Source organism: Ideonella sp. FW305-24, assembly GCF_058788035.1.
In genome coordinates this window covers 432488-441074 of the sequence record NZ_JBYTAI010000001.1, presented here as the reverse complement: position 1 = coordinate 441074, position 8587 = coordinate 432488, and the positions used below count along the sequence as shown (strand labels likewise).

The window sequence follows — 8587 nt, the reverse complement described above, 5'->3', positions numbered from 1 at the left end:
GGGAGTGGTAGTTCAGTTGGTTAGAATACCGGCCTGTCACGCCGGGGGTCGCGGGTTCGAGTCCCGTCCACTCCGCCACTCTTTTCGAATATGCGCATGGCAGTTGCTGCAAGTGTTCTTGCACCACCATGACCGTACGCGGGACGCCCGTCAAACTTTTGGTTTGCGGGCGTTTTTGCGTTTTGGTTCGCCCTTCCGCGGTATTCGCACCGAGAATCGGCCTCGTCGCTTTAGTCCGTCCGCCGCCGATGTCTCCTGAAATTCTCCTGCTTGCGCTCGGCGCCGCCGTTGCCGGTTTTGTCCAGGGCATTTCCGGCTTCGCGTTTGGCATGGTGGCGATGTCTTTCTGGGTCTGGGGCATTGCGCCGAACGTTGCCGCGGTGATGACGGTGTTCGGTGGCCTGACCGGGCAGTTGCTCTCGGCAGCCACCGCCCGCCGCGGCTTGAACCTGCCGCTGCTTGGTCCTTTCCTGGTTGGCGGTGCCATCGGTGTGCCGATCGGCGTGCTCATCCTGCCGCACCTGAACGCTGCCCATTTCAAGCTGGTGCTGGGCAGCCTGCTGCTGGTGTTCTGCCCGGCCATGCTGTTTGCGCCGCGTCTTCCCGCACTGCGCTGGGGCGGCCGGGCGGGGGACGGCCTGGTGGGCGTGCTCGGCGGCGTGATGGGCGGCATTGGCGGCTTCACCGGCGTTGCGCCGGCGCTGTGGTGCACGCTGCGCGGCTACGACAAGGAAGTCAGCCGCACGGTGCTGCAGAACTTCAATCTTGCAGCGTTGGCTGCGGCCTTCGTCGCCATGATGGCCTCCGGTGCGGTGCATCTGGACATGCTGCCGAAGTTCGCGGTCATCGCGCCCTCGATGGTCATCCCCACGCTGCTGGGCTCGCGAATCTACGTGGGCCTCAGCCCGCTGGCGTTCCGGCGCGTCGTGCTCAGCTTGTTGTCGTTGTCAGGGCTGACGATGCTGCTGGCCTCGCTGGGCGCGCTGGTCCGGGGCTGATGTGCCGTCAGGCTGAGTTTGCAGACTGCGCCTGCAGCCCGGTGACCCGCAGCGCAAAAGCCGCCGAATCCGCCAGGCTGGCGCGTGCTTCGGGCAGTGTGATGAAGGTCGGCCAGACATGCGGCATGCCGGTCTTGATGTGCAGCTCGCTGGCCACGCCGTGGGCCAGCGCACGGGCGTGCAGCCGCTCGCTGTCGGACAACAGGACTTCACTGCTGCTGGCGTGCAGCATCATCGGTGGCAGGCCGCGCAGGTCGCCAAACAGCGGCGAGGCCAGCGGGTCTTCGGGCGAGCGGCCGGCCAGGTAGAAGGCCGCGGCCTGCGGCAGCGCCTCGGGCGCGAACATGGTGTCCGAGTGCGCATTCAGCCGCATGCTTTCTCCTGCGCAACTCAGGTCGGCCCAGGGTGAAAACAGCAGCGAACCAGCGGGCAGCGCGAGGCCTTGCTGGCGCGCCGCGAGCAGGCTGGCCACCACCAGTCCACCCCCAGCCGAGTCGCCGGCGAAGACGGTCTCACCCGGCAGCGTGCCGCCGGCGAGCAACTGTTGCCACCAGGCCAGCGTGTCGTCGACCGCGGCCGGGCAGGCGTGCTCCGGCGCCATGCGGTAGTCCAGCGACAGCACCCGCATGCCGGTGCGCTTGGCCAGTTGCGCCGCAGTCGGGCGGTGGGTTACCAGGTCGCAGAAGAAATACCCGCCACCGTGGCAATACAGCAGCGTGCCGCGAGGCGAGGGTGGCAGCAGCCACTCGGCTGCGCAGAGGCCGCGAGCCGGGTCCGCGGCAACCGGCTCGCGGCGCACGCCGCGCGGCAGCGGCAGGTCGCGTGTGGTGCGGTTCACGCGGTCCCGAATGGCCAGCGCGTCCAGCGGCCCTCGGCTGTGGCGCTTGAAGGTGAAGCGCAGCACCAGGTTCAGCAGGGAGGCTTGCAGGCTCATGGTCGCCCTCATTGTGGGGCAGAGTCCTGTTCCGCAAGGGCAGGCGCTCTGCGCCTCCCTGCTGTCTCTTCAGCGTGCGCGGTTGGCGGCAGCCTTCTGGCGCTGCCGGGCCTCCGCAGCAGCGCGCTTTTGCTGCGCCTTCAACTGTGCGGGTGAGCGCACAGCCACCGGCAGGCTCCTCAGCGTGGCCGGCTTGACGGCCGTGACGCCCGGCTCCACGCGGATGTAGGTCGAGCCTGCCGGGCTGCCATCTGCGCGTTGGTACTGCACCTGACCGAAATAGTGCTGGCTCGCAGACAGGCCGCTCCAGCTGGCGGTCGCGGTGTAGGCCTTGCCCACCTTGGCCTTGTCGCTCGGCAGGCCGCTGACCTTGAAGTCGCCCAGCGCCGGGTTCGAGGGGTTCAGCACCGCGCGATAGGCGGTGTAGTCGGCATACCCGGTGCCGCTGGCCAGCGGCCACATGCAGAGCTGGTAGGTGCCGGGTGCGGGGTTCTGCATGTCCAGCACCAGGTCGTTGCCTTCGAAGTGCGTGAAGCCGTAGAAGCCGCCGCTGGCGTCGGTGTACCAGGTGTAGAACAGGCTGGTGTCGAGGTTGATGTCGGCCGCGGCGTACGAGGTCCGCACGTAGCTGGTGTTGGCTGGCACGGTGAACTCGCTCACGGTGCAGTCCAGGTCGCCATAGGCTGTGTGGCCCTGGATCGTGTCGCTGGCGGTCAGGCCCAGCGTGGCGGTGGAGGTTGCGCCGCCAAAGCCGTAGACCACGTCGAAGGCCAGGGCGCCGGAGGTCTCCGGGCTCAGCAGGATGGCGGGTGCCAGCAGTTCCTGCGCCGTCACCTGGATGGGGCTGCGCACGATGTGAACACCATCGGTCCAGGTCAGCGTGCCGGCCACAGGCGTGTTGAAGGGCGCCGTGCTGCGGCTGAACTTGACCGTGAACTCGCCGACTTCGCCCTTGCCCAGGCTCAGGCTGCTTGGCGAGACGATCACGTCAAAGCCAGGCAGCACTGCCGAGGCTGTGTAGGTGGCACTCGCACCGCCCACGTTGCGCACCTTGCGGTGCACCGTGCGCGAACCGGCGAAGGTCGCGGCGATGGACGGCAGGTTCGGGTCCGGCAGGCTGGTGACGTTCAGGCCGCTGCACTCGGCGCCGGTGCTGTCGTACCAGCCTTCCGAGCACAGGAAGCGCATGTAGTCGCCATGGAAGGCGGGGTAGACCAGGCCGGGATCGACCGCGCCATTCGGGTTGGCGTGGCCGGCACCGAAGCCTGCCACGCTGGTGTCCGGGCTGCCATCGGCCAGCTTCACGCCGGTGGTGGTGGTCATCAGCGCAGACTTGATGGCCGAGGGCGACCAGCTCGGGCGCGCCTGGCGCAGCAGCGCAGCCATGCCGGCCACATGCGGCGTGGCCATGGAGGTGCCGTCATAGGCCGCAGCCACGGGTGGCGGCACCATGCTGCCGTCTCGGATCGCGTAGTTCTCAGCCTGCGTCTTCTGCGTGTAGGCGACCGACGCGATGATGCTCACGCCGGGTGCCGTGAGGTCCGGCTTCATGACGTTGGTGGACGCAGCGTTCGGCCCCAGCGACGAGAAATACGTCATCACCGGTGCGACCACGCCCGGGACCTGGTAACGCGCGCCAATGCCGCCGGTCGCGCCACTGTTGGCCGCATAGGCGCGCACCGCGTCGCGGTCGGCCACGGCCAGGTGCACCGTGGGCACGGTGTGCCAGTCGGCATCCAGCTCTTCGTCATCGGCATTCAGCAGCACCATGCCGATGCCGCCAGCGCGCTTGACCTCGGCGCTCTTGTCCAGCCGCGTGACGATGCCGCCGCGGTCGCAGACGACAAGCTTGCCGGCGGCCTTGCCCGGGTCCAGGCTCTTGGGCGCGCACCAGTTGGCCTGGTCGGACGAGACGCCGGCCGCGGCCATGCCCTGGGCCAGCCGCAGCGGTGCGGCCGGCAGCGCTGCGGCATTGAATGAGGCGCCGCTGTAGACCGCGCCATTGCCCAGCGTGAGTTGCGCATACGGGTTGCGGTCGTGCGTGGATGCGCCCACCGTGGTCAGCCAGGGCGCGGGGTGGCCAATGGTGCCCGGCATGCCCGAATTGCCTGCCGCCGCGGCCACGAAGACGTTGGCGCTGGAGGCTTCGAGGAAGGCCAGCTCCACCGGGTCCAGCATGTCGCCGGGGTTGCCGCTGACGGAGAAGTTGATGACGTCCGCACCGTCTGCGACGGCCGCCTCGATCGCGGCCACGATGTCGCTGGTCATGCCCACGGCCTGCAGGCCATTGGTGGTGGAAGCGGTGAACAAGGCCTTGTAAGAGGCCAGCCGCGCGCGCGGCGCCACGCCGCTGGTGCTGCCGAGGAACAGCCCGGCGTTGTCGTAAGCGGGTGCCAGTGCATTGCCGCCGGCGGTGGACAGCGTGTGCGAGCCGTGGCCGTTTTCGTCGCGCGGCGAGTCGGAATAGGTGCCGAACCAGGGCAGGTTGCCGCTGGCCAGCCAGCCCGTGTTGAAGACCCGGGCGCCGACCAGCTTGTGGTTGCAGGCCGAGGCCGGGAAGGCCGGGGCCACGGTGCAGCCGCCCAGCCAGTGCGCCGGCGGCGCGCCATAGGCCAAGGTGCCGCCGGTCGCGACGGGCACGCCGTTGGCATCCACATGGTCGTAGAAGGCCGGGTTCTCGGGCTGCACGCCGGAGTCGATGGTGGCGATGACGATGTCTTCGCCCTGCAGCTGCACGCCCTTGCGCTGGTGCGACCAGAAGCCCGCCGCGCCGTCCAAGCCGAGGAAGGCCGGGGTGGAGACGGTGTCGGCCACGCGCACGCTGTCCAGCGTGACCTGGCGCACCTTGCCGCTGGCCTTCAGGCGCTGCACCTGGGCGAGGGTGAGTCGTGCGGCAAAACCGTTGAAGCTGATGCTGTAGCGCTGGCTGGGTTTCACGCGCGAACCCAGCGAGGCCAGCAGCTTGTCCTGCTCACGTGCCAGGTGGGCCCGGTAGGCCTGCACGGCGCTGGCGCGTACGTCCAGGTACTGGCCTTCGCCGACCTGGGTGGCCTGAAGGCCGGCGACGTTGCCGGTGTAGCTGGCCACTGGCGCGTCGCGCAGTTGAACGATGTAGGTTCGCGCGGCCGGCGCCGCTTTCTTCGGGGTCTTCTCGGGCGTGGCGCCAAGGCTGGCGGCGGACAGGCCGGCCAGCAGCATGGCTGCGCACAGGCGTTGGAGGATAGGGGTCATGGGGACTCCGTGGGATGCGTTGAATCTGGTGAGGGGGCGGGCCCGCCGAGGCAGCACCCGCCGGGCTTGATCAGCGAGCCTTCTGGGCTTGCTGTTGCAGCCGCTTCGCCCTTGCCGCGCTGGACGTGTCGATGGCCGCCTTGGCCTGCGAGGCGTTGCCGGGGCGCTGCAGCAGCTGCGGCGCACTGCGGCGCTGCACCGAGGCCGCGCCGGCTTCCACCCGCACCATGGTCGTGCCGAGCAGGCTGCCGTCTTGCCGCAGGTAGTCGACCGAGCCCAGGTAACGCTGGCTGGCGTTCAGGCCGTTCCAGCTGAAGCCGGCCGGGTAGACCTTGCCGGCCTTGGCCTTGCCGCTGGGCAGGTTGGCCACCTGCAGGCTGCCCCCCATGTCGGACGTGCCCAGGATCCACTGGTAGGCGGTGTAGTCGGTGTAGCCCAGCGCGGTGGAGAAGGCGAACACGCACAGGTTGTAGTTGCCCGCGGCCGGCAGGTGCATCTCGGTGATCATGTCGCTGCCTTCGGTGTGCTCCACGCCGGTGTTGAACAAGCCGCTTTCGTCCAGGTAAGCCAGGTACAGGCTGTCCACGCCCTTGCCTGTGGTGTCCGCCGGGTTCAGCGAGGCCCGTGCATGCAGGGTGTTGGCCGGGATGACGACCGGGTTGCAGGTGTAGGTGAATTCCGGCACGTGGCCGGTGACCTGCGCCGCTGGCTTCAGGCCGGCCACGCGGGTGCTGGTCTTGCCGCTGAAGCCGTAGACCACGTCGCTCTCGACCGCATCGCTCAGGTTCGGGCTCTGCAGCAGCGTGGGCGCCTGGAACTCGACCGCCTTGAGCTGGATCGGGCTGCGCACCAGGTGCACGCCATCGGTCCAGGTCAGCGCGCCGGTGGCCAGCGTGCCGAAGGTGGCGGAAGTGCGGGTGAACTTGACCGTGAACTCGCCGACCTCGCCCTTGGCCAGCGTCAGGCTGCTGGGCGAAACCAGCACGTCGAAGCCGGGCACTGCGGCGGTGGCCGCATAGGTCGCGGTGCTGTTGCCCACGTTGCGTACCTTGCGGTGCATGGTGCGCACGCCGGCCACCGAGCCGGCGATGGCCGGCAGGTTGGGGTCGGGGTTGCCGTTGACCTTCACGTCCGCACAGTCGGCGCTGCTGGCGTCGTACCAGCCGGCGTTGCACAGGAAGCGCACGTAGTCGCCCTGGAAGGCCTGGTAGACCAGGCCCGGGTCCAGCGCGCCGCTGGGGTTGGCATGGCCGGCGCCGTAGCCGGCCACATCCGGGTCGGCGCTGCCGTCGGCCAGCTTCACGCCGGTGGCCGTCGTCATCAGCGCGGACTTGATGGCCGAGGGCGACCAGCTCGGGCGGGCCTGGCGCAGCAGCGCGGCCAGGCCAGCCACGTGCGGCGTGGCCATCGAGGTGCCGTCCAGCGAGGCCACCACCGGCGGCGGCACCAGCGTGCCGGCGCGCTCGGCGTAGTTCTCGGCCTGCGACTTCTGCTGGTACGCGAACGACGCAATGATGCTGACGCCAGGTGCGGTGAGGTCGGGCTTCATCACTTCTTCCGCAGCCAGGTTCGGGCCACGCGAGGAGAAGTCCGCCATCACCGGGGCGACCAGGCCGGGCACCTGGTAACGCGCGCCGATGCCGGCACTGGGCGAGGCCTTGGTTGCGTAGCTGCGCACGGCGTCACGGTCGCTCACGGCCAGGTGCACCGTGGGCACGGTGTGCCAGTCGGCGTCCAGCTCAGCGGCCTGGGTGTTGAGCAGCACCATGCCCTTGCCACCTGCTCGCTTGACCTCGGCGCTCTTGTCCAGGCGAGCGGTGGCATCCCCCCGGTCGCAGACGACGATCTTGCCTGCGGCCTTGCTGCTGTCCAGGCTGTTGGGTGAGCACCAGTTGGCCTGGCTGCCCGACACGCCCGCGGCCGGAATGTCCTGCGCCAGGACCAGCGGGGCCGCCGGCAGGGCGGTGGCGTTGAACGAGGCGCCGCTGTAGGACGCGCCGTTGCCCAGCGTGAGCAGCGCGTAGGGGTTGCGGTCGTGCGTAGAGGCGGCCACGGTGGTGACCCACGGCCCCGGGTTCTGCACCGTGTTGTACGGGCCGTTGTTGCCGGCCGAGGCGGCCACGAAGATGTTGGCGTTCGAGGCGGCCAGGAAGGCCATCTCCACCGGGTCCAGCATGTTGTACGGGTCGCTGGTGACCGAGAAGTTGATCACGTCCACGCCGTCGGCCACTGCCGCGTCGATGGCGGCAATGATGTCGCTGGTCATGCCCACGCCTTGCGGCACGCCGGCCACCACCGCGGTGAACAGTGCCTTGTACGAGGCCAGCCGCGCACGCGGTGCCATGCCGCTGGTGCTGCCGAGGTAGACGCCTTTTGCGTCATAGGCCGGTGCCAGCGCATTGCCGCCAGCGGTCGACAAGGTGTGCGAGCCGTGGCCGTTTTCGTCGCGCGGCGAATCGGAGAAGGTACCGAACCACGGCTCGGTACCGCTGCTCAGCCAGCCGGTGTTGAAGAGCTTGGCGCCGATCAGCTTGTGGTTGCAGGCTGTCGCCGGGAAGGCCGGTGCCGTGATGCAGCCGCCTTTCCAGTGCGAAGGCGCAGGCCCGTAGGCCACGGTGCCGCCGCTGGCAACGGGCACACCATTGGCATCCACCTGGTCATAGAAGGCCGGGTTCTCGGGCTGCACGCCAGTGTCGATGGTGGCGATGATCACGTCTTCGCCTTGCACCGCCAGGCCCTTGCGCTGCTGCGACCACACGCCCTTCGCGCCGTCCAGGCCCAGGAAGCTGGGCGTGGAGACGGTGTCGGCCAGGCGCGGTGTGTCCGGCGCGACCAGGCGCACCTTGCCGGTGGCCTTCAGGCGCTGCACCTGGTCCAGCGTGAGGCGGGCGGCAAAGCCGTTGAAGCTGACGCTGTAGCGATGCGTGGCTTTCACGCGCGAGCCGAGCGAGGCAAGCAACTGGTCCTGCTCGCGTGCCAGGTGGCTGCGGTAGGCCTGGACGTGCGAGGCGCGCACGTCCAGGTGCTGGCCTTCGCCGACCAGGGTGGCGGCCAGGCCGGGCAGGTCGCCGGTGTAGCTGGCGGCGGGCGGCGCGTTCAGCTGAACGATGTAGCGCTGCGCGGGTGGCGCTGTCTTCTTGGCGGGGGCGGCGCCGTGGCTGGCGGCCGAAAGGCCTGCCAGCAGCAGCGCGCCACACAGGCGGTGGAGAGAGTGGGTCATGCGGACTCCGGGGAACCTGAAGGAGGAGAGCGGAAAGGGGTAGCAATAGAGGGCGGCACTCACGCGGGACCGGGGGCTCAGCTTGTGGCTGGCGCCGGTGGCGGTGGTGGTGCAGTCCGGTGTCCGACGGTAGATGCAAGGCCGGGGCCGCGACATCAGGGCGAGGCCCCGTCGCGCGGGGTCGATGGGCGCTTGGTGGCAAGC

The 8587-nt window shown here is 69.3% G+C and carries 4 protein-coding genes and 1 tRNA gene; 2 read left to right on the top strand and 3 right to left on the bottom strand.

Features of this window, described 5'->3' with window-relative positions:
* Window position 1 precedes the first annotated feature (1 nt).
* Together AC3WR5_RS01905 and AC3WR5_RS01900 are read left to right on the top strand one after the other, a co-directional pair.
* Window positions 2–78, top strand: a tRNA-Asp gene (locus tag AC3WR5_RS01905).
* 170 nt (window positions 79–248) lie between these two features.
* A complete protein-coding gene (locus tag AC3WR5_RS01900) occupies window positions 249–998 on the top strand; it encodes a sulfite exporter TauE/SafE family protein (RefSeq protein WP_492481430.1) in 750 nt (249 codons plus the stop codon).
* A gap of 7 nt (window positions 999–1005) precedes the next feature.
* On the opposite strand, the gene AC3WR5_RS01895 is transcribed toward AC3WR5_RS01900, so the two are convergent.
* The 3 genes from AC3WR5_RS01895 to AC3WR5_RS01885 all read right to left on the bottom strand — a co-directional run bounded on the left by AC3WR5_RS01895 (window position 1006) and on the right by AC3WR5_RS01885 (window position 8383).
* On the bottom strand, window positions 1006–1932 hold the full coding sequence (locus AC3WR5_RS01895; RefSeq protein ID WP_492481428.1) for an alpha/beta hydrolase: 927 nt from the start codon (window positions 1930–1932) through the stop codon (window positions 1006–1008).
* A 69-nt stretch (window positions 1933–2001) separates the two neighbouring features.
* Window positions 2002–5163 carry a S8 family serine peptidase gene (locus AC3WR5_RS01890; RefSeq protein ID WP_492481426.1) on the bottom strand — a complete coding sequence of 1054 codons (3162 nt, stop codon included), beginning with the start codon at window positions 5161–5163 and terminating at the stop codon, window positions 2002–2004.
* A 70-nt stretch (window positions 5164–5233) separates the two neighbouring features.
* Window positions 5234–8383, bottom strand: coding sequence for a S8 family serine peptidase (locus tag AC3WR5_RS01885; protein ID WP_492481424.1), 3150 nt, complete (start codon window positions 8381–8383; stop codon window positions 5234–5236).
* Between the last annotated feature and the right edge of the window lie 204 nt (window positions 8384–8587).

Excerpts from the sequence above, each read along its gene's own strand:
- AC3WR5_RS01895 (WP_492481428.1), bottom strand. The coding sequence starts at position 1,932 with ATGAGCCTGCAAGCCTCCCTGCTGAACCTGGTGCTGCGCTTCACCTTC.
- AC3WR5_RS01885 (WP_492481424.1), bottom strand. The coding sequence starts at position 8,383 with ATGACCCACTCTCTCCACCGCCTGTGTGGCGCGCTGCTGCTGGCAGGC.
- AC3WR5_RS01890 (WP_492481426.1), bottom strand. The coding sequence starts at position 5,163 with ATGACCCCTATCCTCCAACGCCTGTGCGCAGCCATGCTGCTGGCCGGC.
- AC3WR5_RS01900 (WP_492481430.1), top strand. The coding sequence starts at position 249 with ATGTCTCCTGAAATTCTCCTGCTTGCGCTCGGCGCCGCCGTTGCCGGT.